This window comes from Bradyrhizobium sp. BR 1432 (assembly GCF_051547705.1).
Classification (GTDB): Bacteria; Pseudomonadota; Alphaproteobacteria; order Rhizobiales; family Xanthobacteraceae; genus Bradyrhizobium; species Bradyrhizobium zhanjiangense.
On sequence record NZ_JBPUGF010000003.1, the window covers coordinates 5214862 to 5230083 of the forward strand.

Sequence of the window (15222 nt, forward strand, 5' to 3'; positions counted from 1 at the left end):
GCAGCACATCAAGCTCCCGTTGCGGGTGCAGCTGCGGCAGGCGGCATCTTCTGAGACTGCGGTGACTTGACGCGCGCAGGTGTGAAGTGGCGGACAGTGGCGCCCAAGGCGCCGTCGTAGGCTTCGGCCATTCGCAATGAGCAGCGCAGGAGGAGGAGGCCATGAACTGCTCGTCCGCAGCAGAGCGCGTAATCGAGGCCGTCAACCGGTTGCTCCTAGCGGCGATGACGTCCGCCTGGACATCCGCGCTAAGCCATCAGCATGCAGCGCCGCCCGAGGGCGACGACAGCAACGATGATGAATCTTCTCTCGGTCAAGAGAGCTCCTCCGCGCCGGATGGCGCCGGCAATCGACACTGAAGACGCCACCGGTTTGCGGGCGTCACACGATCAGATCGTGTAGCACATGGCCCTGAACTGTACCTGCACCGTAAGCTGGATCAACATCAGGTGGGGATGTTTCAGGCACGGACGCCGGCTCGGACCCGTGGAATGTCCCAGCGTGGTCGTGATGACCGGCGAGGTCTGAGAGATGATCCAGCCCCGCGCCGTGCTGTGAACCCCGCGAAGCGTCATCCTTGAACTGGAACGAGTCGCCGAACTGCTGCGGATTGGCGGGCTTTAGCCCGGACGCTCCATGGGGCGGTTCGTGCTGCTCGGCCGCCTCGCTTGAGGGCGAATGGTTGGCGCCAGCCGTCGATGACTTCAGTAGGCTGGGGTTGAGCGTCGTCTTTGCCGTGTCATCGCTGGTATGACCAGGCGCCTGGGCGGCGTTTCCCGGGAGCGAGACGCCGTGATTCCCGGCATCGCTCGCCAGCGCAAGCCCGCGTCCGGCGTGCTGTTCGGCCGCGTTGTGGGCAAAATCCAGCCCGGCGATAGCGTTATCAGGCATCTGGCCGCTTCCGGAAATCGCGCCATTTTTGCCGGCCGTCGTGTCGGGCGCCGCCAAGTGGCTGAAGACAAAGCTGACCTCCGTCGGTGCGGCCATGTGCTGCAAGATCGTAGACGGTCCGCTGCTTGATGCAGCTATCGCATCACTGCGGGGCGTTTCGGTCGCGTACGTTTGCACGTCTGAAGTGGAGAGGCTGGAATATTGGGTCCCTTCGGTCTGGTCCCAGCTCCAATTCAGGCTGTAGGTCGCCTCGCTTGACTGGATTGTGGAACTCCCATCGGCGGAGATCGCGCCGTCGCCGCTCCCGGAATCGGAGGAGACCTCGGAAGTGGTCGTCGTCACGGCGGTCGCGTCACTCTGCACGGTTGCGGTGAGATCGAGCAGTTCGCTGGCAGCCGCCATCACAGGCGCCGCAGCCGGCGCTAGGATGAAGTCCGACGCGTCGATGGTCGCAATGCCCTGTAAATGGATTTCGAGCAGACCGGAATCGCCGATGTGCAAGGTCTGGTCCGTTGCGTTGACGTATACGATGGTTTCATTCGCCGCGCTGTCATAGAGCCAGGCGATCGTATGTGCCGGCACGGCCGTGTTGGTCGAGCTCAAGGCCAAGATGACGAATCCAAGCGCGCCAAGAGCGGTCAAGTCGATCTTGTCGGCCCCCGAGACGAAGTCGGTGATGGTGTCGAACTGGCTTGCGTTGGAGTCGGCTACAAACAAATAAGCGAAGCGGTCGTTGCCATTGCTGCCGGTGAGTTGGTCCGCACCAAATCCACCGATTATGGTGTCGCTGCCGTTGTTGCCGTTGATCGTATCGTTGCCCGAGCCCCCGTAGATGACGTCATCGCCATCGTTGCCTTTGATCGTGTCATTGCCGGAGCCGCCATAGAGGACGTCGGCTTTGCCTGTGCCATTGACGGTATCACTGCCGGCCCCCGCGTAGATGATCTGACCTGTGTCGCCGCCGCCCGCGATGGTTTCGCTCCCCGGCGTTCCATACACGTTGGGGGGATCGGAGATCACGACGGATCCGGTCGCCAGGTTATCAAAATCGTTGGGGTCTGCGTCACTGGCGCCATGGATGGCGATGGTCACCGCCTGGGTCGTGCCATCGATGGCAGTTACCGTGAAAGTGTCGGTCAACGTGTCGCCGACATCGAGCGCCTGAACCACGCTATTGTTGTTGTCGAGCGTGTAAGTCCATACGCCGGCCGCCGTCATGGTGAAGGTGCCATATCCGTCGTCGCTCGCAACAGGCGAAGAGACCGCGGTGAAAGTGTTCGGCGCGTTGTCGACGTCTGTATCGGTGAGCGTGCCGGTCGCGACGGGAGCGCCGGGCGAGGAAGTTCCTGCCTCGATCACTGAGCCGGTTGTCGTGCCAGAAATCATGGCCGCGTCGTTGGTGCCGTTGATGGTGATCGTCACCACCTGCGGCGTGCCGTCGAGGGTTGTGACAGTGAAACTGTCAGTGAGCGTGCCGCCAACATTGAGCGCCTGCACCGCGCCGTTGGCGTTATCGAGCGTGTAGGTCCACACGCCGGCGGCGGTTATCGTAAAGGTGCCATAGCCACTCGTGCTTGCCTTGGGCGAACTCACGGTTGTGAAGGTATTGGACGCATTGTCGACGTCGGCAGCAACCAGCGTGCCCGTTGCGCTCGGCGCGCCGGGTGTCGCGTTGGCAACGCCTCCGGCCTCGGTCACCGAGCCGGCCGTGGTGCCGGAAATGACGGCAGCATCGTTGCTGCCATGGATGGTGACCGTCACCACTTGGGCGGTTCCGTCCAGCGTGGTCACTGTGAACGTGTCGGTCAGTGTCTGGCCGGAATTGAGCGCCTGCACTGCAGCGTTGGCGTTGTCGAGGGTGTAAGTCCACACGCCCGCTGCCGTCATGGTGAAGGTGCCGTAGCCGGCGGCGCTCGCCGTTGGCGAGCCGACCGCCGTGAAAGCATTTGCGGTCGTGTCGACATCGGTGTCGGTGAGCGTGCCGGTCGCGGTGGGCGTGCCGGGGTTTGCATTGGCGATGCCGCCAGCCTCGATCACTGCGCCGGTCGTCGCGCCGGAGATGACCGCCGCGTCACTGGCTCCGTGGATGGTGATCGTCACCACCTGGGCGGTGCCTCCGATCGTGGTCACCGTAAAGCTGTCGATGAGTGTGTCGCCGGCATTGAGCGCCTGCACAGCGGCGTTGCCGTTGTCCAAGGTGTAGGTCCACACGCCGGCCGCCGTCATCGTGAAGGTGCCATAGCCACCGGCGCTCGTTGTTGGCGAGCTCACCGTCGTGAACGTATTAGGCGGATCGTCGACGTCGGTGTCGGTGAGGGTGCCGGTCGCAATCGGCGTGCCTGGCGTTCCATTGGCGATGCCGCCAGCCTCGATCGTCGAGCCGGTCGTGGTGCCGGAGATGATTGCGGCGTCGTTGACACCGTTGATGGTGATGGTGAAGGTCTGATTGACCGTGGTGTCGCCATCGGAGACCGTGATAACAAAATCGTCGGTCGTGGGCGCCTTCAGCGCGTTGATTGCGGCGTCATCAGGCACGAATGTATAGGCGCCGCTCGTGCTGTTGACGTAGAGTGTCCCGTAGGGGCTTGTCTTCGACAGATCGTAGGTAACTCCACCCAGGACAGTATTGCCGGCGCTCGCCCCGACAACGCCAAAGGTCAGCTGGCCGCCGCCGTTGGTGCTACTGGCACTGAAAGTTCCTGTCGTCGCAGTGAATGTGTCAAACACCACTGTGTCGAGCTCAGCTGGCCCTGCTCCGGTGCTGAGCGTCGGCGGTAGACGTCCCAGAGGCTCGATAATGGCGAATGGCAACACAGTCGGCAACGTCTGCAGCTCCGGCGCATCAGGCGGAACGAAGTTGATCGGCTGCAGCAGCTGGGATTTGACGAAGGGAGGCGTGCTCGAGCCATGCGGCCCTTGCCCTTGTGTTAGATTGGCGAGCACGTCCTGTTGCTCGGCACGTAACTCGTCCATCCGAGCGGCAGTGTTCGTGACCTGGTTGACACTGATGGTGGATCCCACTTTTTTGAGGATGATCGTCTCACCAGGATCTTCGACGATGATGTGCCGTGGGATCGGCTCCTTGGTCACGAGCTCAAATGCGCCGTGCGCAAGATCCTTGTAGGTGATGGAGTCGTCATCCAGGACTGTGACATCCGGATCCGCGGCCTCGGCATTTTGCGCGGCCGAGAAAGTCAGTGCTGCAAGCGTCAGCATCCCGAAACCGCCCGCATGGCCTCGGGTGCGAATACCTGCAATCGGCGTATTCAGCCGGAGAGACCCGGCTTCTGCCAGCCGGCCCAGTACGAAACTGAAGCTCCCTCGGGTCACGTCGAACAACGCTGCATGTGACATGCCTTCGACTTCGAAGACGAAGTCGCTCAGCGCGACGTGAGTGCCGCCGGAGATGTTGAAAAGAGTACCGTCGATGAAGCGAAGTGTGATCTGTCCGTCGGCATCGGTTTCGATCACGTCGGCCCTGTAAACAGGCGCACCAGCTACGGCCTGTGTGGCGACGCCGCTCGCTCGCGTGAGCGTACCGCAACCGATCACCGTATGAATGTGGCCGATGATCTGGACGGGCAGGGACGTGGCGGCCCCGTTACCAACCTGGATGTCGGACGCAACTGACATGGTTCGACCTCGCCTGGGTGATCGATTCAGGCTCGGCGTGCTGCCAGGGTCTTGCTCGGGGCGCCCTCGCCAATGGACAAAATATCCTGGGCGCTGGCAGCCCGAAGGCTTGCCCGCCGAAATAATCAAGTCTGCTTTGAGAGAGACGCATTGCGCGGGGTACAGCGACGCGTACCGCCATTCCCGCCGTGTCCCCTCCCGCCAATGTGATTAAATTGACAAACGAGACGTATTTAATATGTGGCGTTTACTTAACGTTGAGGATAAATTAGGCCGGTCGAGCAAATTAAACAACAATTATATTTTATTGCAGCTGCGCTTCGCGGTTCAAAAATGGGCCAACGATAGCGACAGATCCTTCTCAGAAAGGGGGGATCATGTGCAGACCCACGACAGCCGCATTGGTGACCAGCTTCGTTTTGGCGCTTGCCAGTTTCTTGCCGAGTGCGGCTCGAGCGCAAATCGATTCCGCCAAGCCCGCCGTCGCTGACTCGTCATCCAAACCCATTGGCAAGGTGGTGGCGGCCACAGGTTCGGTCACGATCGAACATGCGGGCGCGGTGATCGTTCAAGCGAATGTGTCGGGTGAGCCCGGTCGGGCCAACACGGGTGATCCCGTATATCTCGGTGACGTGGTGCGGACCGGAGCCGACGGCCGAGTCGGCATCAACTTTACCGACGGCACCTCGTTCAATCTATCGAGCAACGCCCGCATGGTGTTGGATCACTATGTGTATGAGCCGGACGGCAAGTCCAATGCGACCCTGTTCAATCTCGCCAAGGGAACGTTCACTTTCGTTGCTGGCAGTGTCGCAAAGACCGGCGACATGAAGGTCGAGACTCCGGTCGCCACGCTAGGGATTCGAGGCACGACGCCGCATATCGAGATTTCGGATGATGGGTCGGTCAAGTTTTCGACCCTGATCGAAGAGGGCAGCAAAAGTAAGCTCGTGAAGAAGTCGCCGTCGTCGGCGCAGCCCGAGTCCGATCGAAGCAGCAACCGCAGGCTCAACATCTGTCGGGGATGCTGAAAAATTTGTTGGCCTGAAGCCGCCATGATGCCGGCGCAACGCAGCCGGGCAGAGAAGACTGGGATTAGCGCTTCGTTCGCTCTCGGAGTTGGACGCCTGCTGTGAAAATGATCGCAACAGCCAGTGTCATCAAGGCAGTGATGCGTGTCATCAAGGCAGTGATGCTCATTCTCATCATCGTGCCGTCCGGCTCGTCGGCCTTGGCGCAGAAGCCGGAGAAGGGCAGCTCCCTCAAGAATGTTGAACTGTGTAACGGCTCAGATCGCGTGTCGCCCGAAGCTCGGATCGATGGCTGCACGGCGTTTATCGATGCGGGCGAGGGGACTGCGAACGGCTTCGCTGTCGCCCACAACAACAGGGGCAATGCCTATAGCGCCAAAACCGACTACGAACGCGCGATCAAGGACTTCGTCGAGGCGACCAGGCTCAATCCAAATTATGCCAAAGCCTTCAACAACCTCGGCGTGGCCTATCTGAGGAAGGGCGCGCACGACCTGGCCCTTGGCGCCTTTGAGGAGGCGCTCAAGCTGAACCCAAACTATGGCGCTGCTTTTGCCAACCGTGCGGCAGCCTACCTGAAGAGGAATGCGTACGAGCGTGCAGCGCAGGACTATGACGAGGCAATTCGCCTTGATCCGAATCTGGAGGCGGTGTGGAGCGGACGCTGTTGGGCTCGAGCCGTCCTCGGCAGCTTGCAGGCTGCGCTGGACGATTGCGACAGGGCGCTTCGATCGGACGCAAACAACGCCGCAACATACGATTCGCGAGCTCTGATAAATCTGAAAATGGGGCAACTCTCCGCCGCTATCGATGACTACAACTCAGCGCTGAGGTTCGCGCCCAAGCTTGCGAGCGCGCTCTACGGCCGCGGCGTTGCCAGGCTCAAGCTCGGTGACAGAGCCGGCGGCGATAGCGATATTTCGGCGGCAAGACGAATCGACGCTGGAATCCGCGAGGACTTTGCCCGCTATGGAGTGCCGTCGAACGATTGACCAATCGCGGCAGCGCTGTTGTGCAGGTGTTAACAACTCCTTAACCGCCTGCCTCTCAAATCCAAAGCTGGCGGACCTGCCCACGCTCGATCCGGCACCGCGTGCTGCCCCCAGAGCAAATCAAGATATAGCATTAACAAGTCCTTAATTGGCGAGACCTACAGTCGACGGCACCGGCCGGCGCCATTGCCGGCATGGATTGTCGGACCGGAAGAAATGCCGCCAATGGCGCGAAAGGCTGCCGCTGGATTGTTGACGCGAGCCCGCGCCCTGGTGCGGCAATTGTCGCGTCATGTCCGCAAGGTGCCCGTGCTTGCGGCCTGCCTGCTGATCAGCCTCGCGGCGCCTGCCCGGGCGGCCGATCCCGTCAGGGGCGAGGCGAGTTTTTCCGCAGGCGGCGGTTTTGCCCGTCTCGTGATCAAGCTCGGCGAGGACGTTTCGTCCGAGGTGACCACGGCCGGCTCCATTCTCGTGATCCGTTTCGATCGGCCCGTCGACGTACCCGTCGACCGCGTCCCGGAAGGCGCGCCCGACTATGTCAATTCCGCTCGGCGCGATCCCGATGGCGGCGCCATCCGCCTGTCGCTAGCGCGCCGGGTCACCGTCAACACCATGAATGCCGGCGAGCGCACCTTCATCGACCTCTTGCCCGAGGGGTGGAAGGGGCCGCCGCCGAGCCTGCCGATGGAAGTAGTCAAGGAACTGGCCGAGCGCGCCCGGGTCGCCGAGCGCGCGCTGCGCGCGCAGCGCGCCGCAGCCGAGGCCAAGAAGCGTCCGCAGATCCGCGTGCGCGCCTCGGTGCAGCCGACCTTCGTCCGCTTCGTGTTCGAGATGCCCGACGGCGTCGGCGTGTCCTCCGTGCTCAATGAGCAGAAGCTCACGCTCGCGTTCAATGCCAACCTCAATTTCGATCTGGCGGACGCGGTCGTCGCCGCGCCGCCGAACGTCGCCTCGATCAAGCAGAAAGCCGACATCGACCAGACCAGTGTCGAGATCGCGCTGATCGGCGATTCCGACGTGCATTCGTTCCGCGACGAGAAGAACTACGTCGTCGACATCGCCTTCCAGCCGGACAGGGGCAGGGCGGCGGCGACGCCCGAGGCGGCGATCGCGCAGCTCAGGCCCGCAGGTCACGGACCTGCGCCTGTGCCTGAAAGCCCGGCGGGCGAGAAGCCGAAGGACGCTCATCGCGAGATCGCGGCGCCGACGTCCGAGACAATCGCACGCGAAGCCAGGATAGAGGTGAAGCCAGAGGTGAAGCCGGAAGCGCCCGGCGCGATGCCGACCGTCGAAGCGCCGAAGCCGGCGCCGGCGACTGAGGCTGCGCACGCTCCAGCAGCGCCCATGGAAGCCTCCAAGCCGGCGCCGCCCGTTGCCGAAGCCGCCCCTGAAGCACCGCAAGAGGCCGTGAAGGAAGCTGCGAAAGAGCCGGTCAAGGAAGCTGCCAAGGAAGTTCCCAAGACTGCTCCTGCGTCGGTGCCGGCGGCGGTGCAGTCCGGTGTTGCCAGAGTCGATGCGCGCCGCGACAGCGACGGCCTGCGCGTGACGTTCCCGCTTCAGGTCGCAACGCCTGCGGCGGCGTTCCGCCGCGGCGACACGGTCTGGCTGGTGTTCGATACACCGAAGCCGATCGATGTCGAGGCGATCCGCACCAAGGGCGGCGCGATGATCGGCGAGGTCGGTCGCGTGCCGCTCGACAAGGGGCAGGCGGTTCGCATCCGCCTCACCCGTCCGCTGGTCTACTCGCTGACGAGCGAGGAGCTCGGCAAGGAGACCAACTGGCTGCTGACGCTCGCCGACAAGATCCAGGCGACGCCGCTGCCGCTGATGATGTCGCGCAACATCACCGATCCTGCGCTCGCCAACATTGCGATCCCCTTCGCCAATCCGGGCGTTCTGCACAAGCTCACCGATCCCGATGCCGGCGACACGCTCTATGTCGTCACCGCGCAGCGGCCGGTGCGCGGCTTCATCAAGCGGCAGGACCTCGTCGATCTCTCGCTGCTGGAATCCGCGCATGGCATTGCGATCCGGCCGAACTCCGACGAGGTCGGCGTCGAAGTCGGCGCCGACAAGGTCATTCTCGGCAAGAAGGGCGGGCTGACGCTGTCGCCGGTCGACATCTCGGCCGAGCGGGCCCCGACCGCGGTGCGGCCGATCTTCAGCCCCGAAGGCTGGCGCAAGGGCCAGTCGGAGAATTTCTGGACGCGCCAGAGCGATCTGATGACGGCGATCTCGGCCGTCGACCCCGCGCTGCGTTCGCTGCCGCGGCTCGACCTCGCGCAGTTCTACATGTCGCGCGCCATGTATCACGAGGCCGAGGCCGTAACGGACGTGATGCTGAGCGATCCCCTCAACAAGGAGGAGAGCGGCGCGCTGATCATGCATGCGATCGCGAACATCCTGATCGGCCGGCCGGCGCAGGGCTTGAAGGACCTCGCCAATCCCGTGATCGGCAACAGCCACGATTCCCAGCTCTGGAAGGCGCTCGCCTATGCGCGCCAGGGCAAATGGGCGGACGCGCGCGAGAAATTCAAGAACGTCGAGTTCGCCATCGCCTCGCTGCCGCTCGACATCCAGCGCATCGTGACGATGGACGCGATGCGCGCTTCCCTCGAGGTGAAGGACTATGCCGGCGCCTCCAAGCGCCGCAGCGAGCTCGAGGTGGTCGGCGTCTCGCCCGAGGCTGCGCCCGGCTTCGCCGTCCTGCGCGGCCGGCTCGCCGAGGCGCTCGGCCACGACAAGGATGCGCTCGACGACTACAAATTCGCGGTCGCCTCAAGCGACCGGCCGGCTGCGGCCGAGGCCAAGCAGCTCGAGGTCGCACTGCGTCAGAAGCGGGACGAGATCGGCAAGGAAGAAGCGCTGCGCGAGCTCGAGACGCTGTCGATGACTTGGCGCGGCGATGCGATCGAGGTCAAGACGCTCCAGATGCTGTCGCAGCTCTATGCCGAGAACGGGCGTTACCGGGACGCGCTGACGGCGGCTCGCACCGCGACGAAGCTGCAGCCGAACGCAGAAGCCTCGCGCCAAGCGCAGGATCTCGCCTCCGATCTGTTCACGCAGATCTTCCTGGGGCCCAAGGGCGACGAGCTGCCGCCGGTCGAGGCGCTCGGGATGTTCTACGAGTTCCGCGAGCTGACGCCGATCGGCCGCCGCGGCGACGAGCTGATCCGCCGTCTCGCCGACCGTCTCGCCTCGATCGATCTGCTCGACCAGGCCGCCGAGCTCCTGCAATACCAGGTCGATCACCGCCTCGAAGGCGCCGCCCGTGCCCAGGTCGCCGCGCGCCTTGCCATGATCTATCTCGCCAACCGCAAGCCCGATATGGCGATCACCGCGCTGCGCGCGAGCCGCATCAGCGACCTCTCCGGGGAGCTCAGGCAGCAGCGCCTGCTCCTGGAAGGGCGGGCGCAGAGCGACGTCGGCCGTCATGATCTCGCGCTCGACATCGTTTCCAACGTCGCCGGGCGCGAAGTGCTTCGCCTGCGCTCCGACATCTTCTGGGCGGCGCGGCGCTGGCGCGAATCCGCCGAGCAGATCGAGCTCTACTACGGCGAGCGCTTCCGCGACTTCAAGCCGCTCAATGCGGTCGAGAAGAGCGATATCATCCGCGCCGCAGTCGGCTACGCGCTCGCCGACGATTCGATCGGCCTGTCACGCTTCCGCGAGAAATACGCGCCGCTGATGAGCGAGAGCGCCGACCGTCTCGCCTTCGACATCGCGAGCAAGCCGGCGGCTGCCTCCAGCGCCGAATTCGCCGAGATCGCCAAGCTGGCTGCCAGCGTCGATACGCTCGACGGCTTCCTGCGCGAGATGAAGCAGCGTTTCCCCGACGCCACCGCCCGCGCCCCTAGCGCGCCGCAGGCCAGGGACGAGTCCGATCACACCGGCTCGCTGCCCACGATCCCGGTCGTGCGGCAGATCAAGATGACGCGATAGGGCTCTGCTGCCTCGCGAAGCGCGGCCCGGAACGGCGCCGCAGTCTCCGTCATCGCGAGCGCAGTTGTGTCGGAAGGTCGCCACCCCATTCTCGTCATTGCGAGCGCAGCGAAGCAATCCAAAATCTTTCCGCAGCGGCAGTCTGGATCGCTTCGTCGCGAGGGCTCCTCGCAATGACGGGGAGGGGCCGGAGGCTATCGCTGGGAGCGCAGAGGATGCCTCTTCGCGGGGCATGACTGCGGATGCATCGGCCTCATCCCCCGTAGCTCTGCACCAGGCTCCCCGCCACCAGCGACCAGCCGTCGACCAGGACGAAGAAGATCAGCTTGAACGGCAGCGAGATGGTTGCCGGGGGCAGCATCATCATGCCCATCGACATCAGCACGGAAGCGACGACGAGGTCGATGATCAGGAAGGGGAGAAACAGCAGGAAGCCGATCTCGAAGGCGCGCTTCAGCTCGGAGATCATGAAGGCGGGGACGAGGATGCGCAGTGCGAGATCGTCGGGCGTGGCCGGCGGCTGTTCGCCGGAGAGATCCAGGAACAGCTTGAGGTCCTTCTCGCGCACGTTCTTCTGCATGAAGCCGCGCAACGGCACCGCGGCGCGCTGAAGTGCGTCCTCGACACTGACCTGGTTGGCGACGAGCGGGCGGATGCCCTCGTCGTAGGATTTCTGCAGGACCGGACCCATCACGAAGAAGGTGAGGAACATCGCGAGCGCAATGATCACCGAGTTCGGCGGCGCGGTCGCCGTGCCCATCGCGGTGCGCAGCAGCGACAGCACGACCACGATGCGCGTGAACGACGTCATCATGATCAGGATCGACGGCGCGATCGACAGGATCGTGAGCAGGGCGATGAGCTGGATCGCGCGCTCGGTGACGCCGCCACCGCCAGCGCCGCCGCCGAGGTTGATGCTGATGTCCTGCGCATGCGCAAGGCTCGCGAGCGAGGCCGCGCCGACCAGGACAGAAAGGAAAAGAACTCTACGCGGGAGGGCCGGCAGCCTCACGAAGACGGCTTCGGACGGCCGAGCAGCGAGGCCATCTCGTCTTCGAGATTTTCGAAGCTGGTCTTTTCCGCGGCGGGCTTTGCAGGCGGGGCCGGTGGCGCCGGCGGCTCGCTGCGTCCCGCGCGCGGGGGAGCGGCCGGCGGCTCCGGCGCAACCGGAGGCGCGACCGTTTCGCCGGCCGGGCGGCGCAGGGCAGCTTCGAGTCGCTGAGCCATTTCGGCGAGATTCTGCTCGGCGCTCGAGGGGATAGCGGCGGGGGCCGGTGGCGGAACCGGCGGAGCCTGCGGAATGGGGGAGGCGGCGGCGCGGCTGCGCGCTCGGCGCGCACCGGCGGCATCTTCGGCGGCTCGCTCTGGCGCGGCGGACGCGGCATCAGCGGCGGCTCGTTGCGGGCAATGCGCGGCGGCAGCGGCTCGGGGCGCGGCTCACGCTCGGGCCGCGGCGCGATCGGTTCGGGCGGAAAGCCGGCAAGCGGCGGCTCGCTGCGGCGTTCGGCCAAAGCGGGCGCAGGCCGGCGCACTTCATCGGCGAAGGACGGGCGCGTGGGCCGCGGCGGCGGCTCGGGCATGTGTGGCTCGGGATGATCCAGCAGCTCTGGTCGCGGCGCTTCGTCGGCCCAGCCGCCGGAATCGGGCATGGGGGCGAGGCGCGGCGGCGGTTCCGCGGCGCTGGGACGCTGCGGAAGCTGGTCGCGGCCGGACGCGGCGCGAACGATGTCGGGCTCGACGACGATGTCTGTCGGGCCGCCGATCATGAGGAGATGCTCGACATTGTCACGCCGGACCAGCACCAGGCGCCGCCGGCCATCGACGGCGGCGGCATCGATCACGGCGAGCCGGGGCATCCTGCCGCGCTGGGTGTTGGCGCCCAGCCGGCTGCCGGCGAATCGGCGAACCAGCCACGCAGCGACGCCGATCAACGCCAGAACGACGATGAACGCGACGATGAAGGTGATAGGGCTGCCTTGCATACTTGTCCCCGACAAATGGCGCTTTTCTCGTGCCCGTGGTCAGACGCGCCAACCACCGGCCTACGATGCCCCAAACTGCGATCTCTTAATGTTCCACGGCAGGTTTTGCCGTCCCCAACTCTTAATAACCTATGAATCGCTCGATCCAAAACGACTTCTTGGCCCGTGTACGCGCCGCCAAACGGTTGGGTTAATGCCACTTTTGGCAGGGTCGAATCACGAAGCGCGCATTTCGTGTGCCATCGGGGAACAGATGCCCGTGACATCTTTAACCAGCTGTTAACCATACAGGCGGCAAATTCTGCCTAGCTACGGACCTCAAGGTCCGGAAGGGGCGGAAGGAGCCGCAACGATGTCCATCAACGACCTCCCGGTGCTGTCGGCGCTTCGGACCAAGATGCAGTGGCACCAGGAGCGCCAGCGCGTGCTGTCCGAGAACGTCTCCAACTCCGACACCCCCAAATTCCGGCCGCGCGACCTAGTCGAGCCGAAGCTCGACAAGACCGGCACCGTCACGGGGTCGATGGGGCCTCTGGCCCTTGCCCGTACCAGCGCCTCTCACATGACGCCGTCAGGCGCGGCCTCCGCATTCGACCAGAACAAGAATGCGGGTTTTGAGACCCGCCCTGCGGGCAACGCCGTCAATCTCGAAGAGGAGATGATGAAGGCGGCCAGCAACCAGATGGACTACGCGGCGGCGACCTCGCTCTATTCGAAGAGCCTGCATCTGCTCAAGACCGCGATCGGCAAGGGCTAGACCTAGAGGAGCCCCATCATGGCGAATGACAGCAGCGATTTTGCCCGCTCGATGGCGATCGCGACCTCCGGCCTGCGGGCCCAGGCCGGGCGCATGCGGGTGATCTCGGAGAACATCGCAAACGCGGATTCGACCTCGCAGACATCAGGCGGCGATCCCTACCGGCGCAAGGTGCCGACCTTTTCTTCCGCGCTCGACCGCACGCTCGAGGCGCAGGTCGTAACCCTCGGCAGGATCAAGCCCGACCAGTCGAGCTTCCGCGTCAAATACGAGCCGAACAATCCGGCCGCGGATGCGAGCGGCAACGTCAAATATCCCAACGTGAATTCGGTGGTCGAGATGACCGACATGCGCGACGCGCAGCGGTCCTACGAGGCCAATCTCAACATCATCAGTGCGACGCGCCGGATGATCCAGCGCACGCTCGACATCCTCAAGAGCTGAACAGGACATTTTGAGCCATGGCATCACCGACAATCGCCGCCAACGCTTACGCCAGTCTCGCCCGCGTGCTGGAGAACGGCGGCGCCGGCAAGGGCAGCGAGCCCAGCGGACAGTCCTTCGCTTCGCTGCTGAAAGACGCTGTCGGCAGCGTCATGGAGTCCGGCCGCAAGTCCGACGCGCAGACGGTGGCGATGGCCGCCGGCAAGGCCAACGTGATGGACGTGGTGACGGCGGTCGCCGACACCGATGTCGCGGTGTCCACGCTGGTCTCGGTCCGCGATCGCGTGATCGCGGCCTATGAAGACATCATGAAGATGCCGATCTGATTTGGGAATGGCGCTCGCCCCAATCGTCATTGCGAGCGCAGCGAAGCAATCCAGAGTCTTTCCGCAGGCGCCAGTCTGGATTGCTTCGCTGCGCTCGCAATGACGGGGGAGAGGGCGCTTGTTCCTCGCCGGGCTGGCTGGGATGAAGGAATAAAGGAAGTTTGCAATGACCGGACCCGAAACCCTCGACGTCGCGCGCGATGCGATCTGGACCATCGTGATCGTGTCGTCGCCGCTGATGGTGGTCGGCCTCGTGGTCGGCGTCATCGTGTCGCTGTTCCAGGCGCTGACTCAGATTCAGGAGCAGACGCTGATCTACGTGCCGAAGATCCTGGCCATCTTCGCCACGATGCTGTTGGCGCTTCCGTTCATGGCCGACTCGCTCCACGCCCACATGCTGCGGATCTCGTCGCGAATCATCGGCGGCTGAGGCAAGATGCGTAAACTATGCGCATCGACGTCTCGCTGCTGCCGGCGCTCGCCGCTTCCTTCATGCTCGCCTTCGCCCGGGTCGGTGCGATGGTGATGCTGCTGCCGGGCCTGGGTGAGACCAACATCCCGACGCGGATCAAGCTGTCGATCGCGCTGCTGCTCACGCTGATCATCCTGCCCCTGCACCGCAATGCCTATCAGGTCGACATGGGCTCGCTCGCGCCGCTCCTGGTCCTGATGCTGCATGAGATCGCGATCGGAATCGTGCTGGGCGCGACCGCCCGTGTGACGCTCTCGGCCCTGCAAGTCGCCGGCTCCGTGATCGCGCAGCAGATGGGGCTCGGCTTCGTCACCTCGGTCGATCCGACGCAGGGACAGCAGGGCGTGCTGGTCGGCAATTTCCTGACCATGCTGGGCGTGACCTTGTTGTTTGCCACCGACAGCCACCATCTGGTGATCGCGGCGCTGAACGACAGCTACAAGATCTTCTCGCCGGGCGAGACCGTCTCGAGCGGCGATATTGCCTCGCTGGCAACGCGGGCCTTCGCAGCCGCGTTCCGCCTGGGCTTGCAACTCTCCGGACCGTTTCTGGTGTTCGGCCTCGTCTTCAACATCGGGTTAGGTGTGCTGGCGCGGCTGATGCCGCAGATGCAGGTCTATTTCGTCGGCGTGCCGCTCTCGATCTTCGCGGGCTTTTTGGTCCTCGCCGTGGTGCTCACGGCGATGATGGGTACGTTTCTCGACTATTTCATCGGTGTCATGCACCAGATGATGCCGCTCAAATAGGTGATC

Annotated in this window: 11 protein-coding genes and 1 pseudogene; 9 read left to right on the forward strand and 3 right to left on the reverse strand. The window is 64.1% G+C overall.

Annotated features, from left to right (window positions below; genetic code table 11):
• Positions 1 to 161 precede the first annotated feature (161 nt).
• On the forward strand, positions 162 to 359 hold the full coding sequence (locus ACSKB8_RS24960) for a hypothetical protein (RefSeq protein WP_438107072.1): 198 nt from the start codon (positions 162 to 164) through the stop codon (positions 357 to 359).
• 22 nt (positions 360 to 381) lie between these two features.
• Here ACSKB8_RS24960 and ACSKB8_RS24965 read toward each other — a convergent pair whose 3' ends face one another.
• On the reverse strand, positions 382 to 4524 hold the full coding sequence (locus ACSKB8_RS24965; RefSeq protein WP_438107074.1) for a VCBS domain-containing protein: 4143 nt from the start codon (positions 4522 to 4524) through the stop codon (positions 382 to 384).
• Positions 4525 to 4928: 404 nt separating this feature from the next.
• Between ACSKB8_RS24965 and ACSKB8_RS24970 the strand changes: the two genes are divergently transcribed.
• From ACSKB8_RS24970 to ACSKB8_RS24980, 3 genes are all read left to right on the forward strand, one after another.
• Positions 4929 to 5555 (forward strand): FecR family protein, encoded by a 627-nt coding sequence (locus ACSKB8_RS24970; RefSeq protein WP_438107076.1) that lies wholly within the window; start codon positions 4929 to 4931, stop codon positions 5553 to 5555.
• 107 nt (positions 5556 to 5662) lie between these two features.
• The gene (locus tag ACSKB8_RS24975) at positions 5663 to 6547 is read left to right on the forward strand and encodes a tetratricopeptide repeat protein (RefSeq protein WP_438107078.1); all 885 of its coding nucleotides are present in this window, start codon (positions 5663 to 5665) and stop codon (positions 6545 to 6547) included.
• 225 nt (positions 6548 to 6772) lie between these two features.
• Positions 6773 to 10489, forward strand: a complete 3717-nt coding sequence (locus ACSKB8_RS24980; protein ID WP_438107080.1) for a tetratricopeptide repeat protein — start codon at positions 6773 to 6775, stop codon at positions 10487 to 10489.
• A gap of 253 nt (positions 10490 to 10742) precedes the next feature.
• On the opposite strand, the gene fliP is transcribed toward ACSKB8_RS24980, so the two are convergent.
• Together fliP and ACSKB8_RS24990 are read right to left on the reverse strand one after the other, a co-directional pair.
• Positions 10743 to 11501, reverse strand: a complete 759-nt coding sequence (gene fliP / locus ACSKB8_RS24985) for a flagellar type III secretion system pore protein FliP (protein WP_438107082.1) — start codon at positions 11499 to 11501, stop codon at positions 10743 to 10745.
• A pseudogene (locus tag ACSKB8_RS24990) lies at positions 11498 to 12471 on the reverse strand (flagellar biosynthetic protein FliO). Before ACSKB8_RS24990 ends, fliP begins: the two are co-directional and overlap by 4 nt.
• 352 nt (positions 12472 to 12823) lie before the next feature.
• Here ACSKB8_RS24990 and flgB point away from each other — a divergent pair.
• The 5 genes from flgB to fliR all read left to right on the forward strand — a co-directional run bounded on the left by flgB (position 12824) and on the right by fliR (position 15216).
• Positions 12824 to 13228 carry a flagellar basal body rod protein FlgB gene (gene flgB / locus ACSKB8_RS24995; RefSeq protein ID WP_438107084.1) on the forward strand — a complete coding sequence of 135 codons (405 nt, stop codon included), beginning with the start codon at positions 12824 to 12826 and terminating at the stop codon, positions 13226 to 13228.
• Between the two features lie 18 nt (positions 13229 to 13246).
• On the forward strand, positions 13247 to 13672 hold the full coding sequence (flgC, locus tag ACSKB8_RS25000; protein ID WP_128932833.1) for a flagellar basal body rod protein FlgC: 426 nt from the start codon (positions 13247 to 13249) through the stop codon (positions 13670 to 13672).
• A 17-nt stretch (positions 13673 to 13689) separates the two neighbouring features.
• Positions 13690 to 13998, forward strand: coding sequence for a flagellar hook-basal body complex protein FliE (gene fliE / locus ACSKB8_RS25005; RefSeq protein WP_438107086.1), 309 nt, complete (start codon positions 13690 to 13692; stop codon positions 13996 to 13998).
• 166 nt (positions 13999 to 14164) lie between these two features.
• Positions 14165 to 14428 (forward strand): flagellar biosynthesis protein FliQ, encoded by a 264-nt coding sequence (gene fliQ / locus ACSKB8_RS25010; RefSeq protein ID WP_011088555.1) that lies wholly within the window; start codon positions 14165 to 14167, stop codon positions 14426 to 14428.
• 17 nt (positions 14429 to 14445) lie between these two features.
• Positions 14446 to 15216 carry a flagellar biosynthetic protein FliR gene (gene fliR / locus ACSKB8_RS25015; RefSeq protein ID WP_091897984.1) on the forward strand — a complete coding sequence of 257 codons (771 nt, stop codon included), beginning with the start codon at positions 14446 to 14448 and terminating at the stop codon, positions 15214 to 15216.
• Positions 15217 to 15222 lie beyond the last annotated feature (6 nt).

What these genes read in the sequence shown, in the direction of transcription:
- ACSKB8_RS24960 (WP_438107072.1), top strand. Translation starts at nt 162, where the DNA reads ATGAACTGCTCGTCCGCAGCAGAGCGCGTAATCGAGGCCGTCAACCGG.
- ACSKB8_RS24965 (WP_438107074.1), bottom strand. Translation starts at nt 4,524, where the DNA reads ATGTCAGTTGCGTCCGACATCCAGGTTGGTAACGGGGCCGCCACGTCC.
- ACSKB8_RS24975 (WP_438107078.1), top strand. Translation starts at nt 5,663, where the DNA reads ATGATCGCAACAGCCAGTGTCATCAAGGCAGTGATGCGTGTCATCAAG.
- ACSKB8_RS24980 (WP_438107080.1), top strand. Translation starts at nt 6,773, where the DNA reads ATGGCGCGAAAGGCTGCCGCTGGATTGTTGACGCGAGCCCGCGCCCTG.
- flgB (WP_438107084.1), top strand. Translation starts at nt 12,824, where the DNA reads ATGTCCATCAACGACCTCCCGGTGCTGTCGGCGCTTCGGACCAAGATG.
- flgC (WP_128932833.1), top strand. Translation starts at nt 13,247, where the DNA reads ATGGCGAATGACAGCAGCGATTTTGCCCGCTCGATGGCGATCGCGACC.
- fliE (WP_438107086.1), top strand. Translation starts at nt 13,690, where the DNA reads ATGGCATCACCGACAATCGCCGCCAACGCTTACGCCAGTCTCGCCCGC.
- fliQ (WP_011088555.1), top strand. Translation starts at nt 14,165, where the DNA reads ATGACCGGACCCGAAACCCTCGACGTCGCGCGCGATGCGATCTGGACC.
- fliR (WP_091897984.1), top strand. Translation starts at nt 14,446, where the DNA reads ATGCGCATCGACGTCTCGCTGCTGCCGGCGCTCGCCGCTTCCTTCATG.